Below are 306 nucleotides of genomic sequence, written 5' to 3' on the forward strand. Positions count from 1 at the left end.
TAGCTACCTGCTGCTAGGTCGTATCTAAAGAGTAAACATCTGCGGCTACGTAGTTGAACTTCGCGCTTGAATCTTCAGCTGGCGTATCCCAAGTTGTGATCGTGCCGCGTAGGAAGAGTGAAGTTTCACCAAACGTTGGTGCGTCTGCCGCTTTCGTTACAGAAGCAACCGGTTTGTCAGCTGAATCGCTTTGCTCATGAATCGCATTTAGAACGAAGGTGTATTTGCCTGTTTCAGTAACGGACAATGCACAGTTATCTTCAGTACCCAAGTCTAGAGATCCAGAAGCTTGTTCTGTGTAATCAC

The 306-nt window shown here is 46.7% G+C and carries 1 protein-coding gene; it reads right to left on the reverse strand.

Going from position 1 to position 306, the window contains the following annotated elements; translation table 11 throughout:
* Positions 1–13: 13 nt before the first annotated feature.
* On the reverse strand, positions 14–306 hold a 293-nt coding region (locus tag AB4486_RS24565; protein WP_372119282.1), incomplete at its 5' end, for a hypothetical protein.

It is taken from the genome of Vibrio sp. 10N.222.55.C6 (genome assembly GCF_041473395.1).
GTDB classification, from domain to species: domain Bacteria; phylum Pseudomonadota; class Gammaproteobacteria; order Enterobacterales; family Vibrionaceae; genus Vibrio; species Vibrio crassostreae_C.